The organism is Sulfitobacter sp. (assembly GCF_041552635.1).
Taxonomy (GTDB): Bacteria; Pseudomonadota; Alphaproteobacteria; order Rhodobacterales; family Rhodobacteraceae; genus Sulfitobacter.
Genome location: NZ_JBFEKM010000378.1, coordinates 1 through 1,269, shown reverse-complemented (window position 1 = coordinate 1,269; position 1,269 = coordinate 1). Strand labels below are relative to the sequence as shown.

Annotated in this window: 1 protein-coding gene; it reads right to left on the bottom strand. The window is 58.4% G+C overall.

The window, feature by feature from the left end:
- A partial coding sequence (locus ABYT07_RS21230) for a ribonuclease J (RefSeq protein WP_372993974.1) occupies positions 1-1,269 on the bottom strand: 1,269 nt, incomplete at both ends.

The window sequence follows — 1,269 nt, the reverse complement described above, 5'->3', positions numbered from 1 at the left end:
GTCTCGACGAATTCGGTGACCTTCGCTGTCTTGCCGGTCAGGTCCACCATCGTGCCGTTCGGCGCCAGTATGCCCTGGCGGCCATTGGCCTCGGCCAGCTTCACATGCTCGCGCAGGTGGCGATGTTCGCCGTGCATCGGGATCAGAATTTGTGGTTTGACGATCTGGTGCATGGTTTCCAGATCCGGCCGGTTTGCGTGACCAGATACGTGGTATTTACCGCCAGCGTCATCGATCACGTCAACGCCCAATTCGGACAGTTGGTTCATAATCCGGATCACACCGCGTTCGTTACCGGGGATGGTTTTCGACGAGAACAGGAATGTATCCCCTTCCTTGAGCTTCAGCCCCAGATAAGAACCCTGCGCAAGTTGCGCAGAGGCCGCGCGGCGTTCACCCTGCGACCCGGTCACCAGCAACATCACGTTCTCGCGCGGCATGTTCAACGCATCTTCGGGTGATACCACAGGCGGGAAGCCCGACAAAATGCCCACCTCGGTAGCAGCTTCGACCATACGGCGCATGGCACGCCCTAACAGAACGACCGAACGGCCCCCCTTTTGCGCGGCAATCGCCAGTGTCTTTAGGCGTGCGATGTTCGATGCAAATGTGGTCGCCACCACCATGCCCGACGCGTCTTTCATCATCTCGGCAATGGCATCACCGATCGTCGATTCCGACCGGCCCGGCGCTTCGGAGAAAATGTTGGTACTGTCACAGATCAGCGCCTTGACGCCGTCCTTGCACACATCGGCCCAAAGCTCGGGGTCATAGGCTTCGCCCACGCCCGGTGTCATGTCGATTTTGAAATCGCCCGAATGGATCAACCGGTCGCCCGCCACGTCAATCACAAGGGACGACGATTCAGGGATCGAGTGGGACATCGGCAAAAAGCCAACCGTGAACGGCCCAACAGTGGTCGTTGCGGGCCACGGTGCCACGGTCGTAACCGCATTGTCGGGATGGTTGTATTCGCTCATCTTGCGCTTGGCGATGTTCGCCGTAAACTTGCGCGTATAAATCGGCGCGCGCAAACGGTCATAGGTGTGTGCCACCGCGCCCACGTGGTCTTCGTGTGCGTGCGTGATGAAAATCGCCTCAATCTGGTTACGGCGGGCTTCCAGCCAAGCGATATCGGGGATGATCAAATCCACGCCGGGGCTGGTGTCCATGTCAGGGAATGCAACGCCAAGGTCGACCACAATCAGTCGTTCCTTGCCGGGTTTCCCATAGCCATAAACATAGGCATTCATGCCAATTTCACCTGCC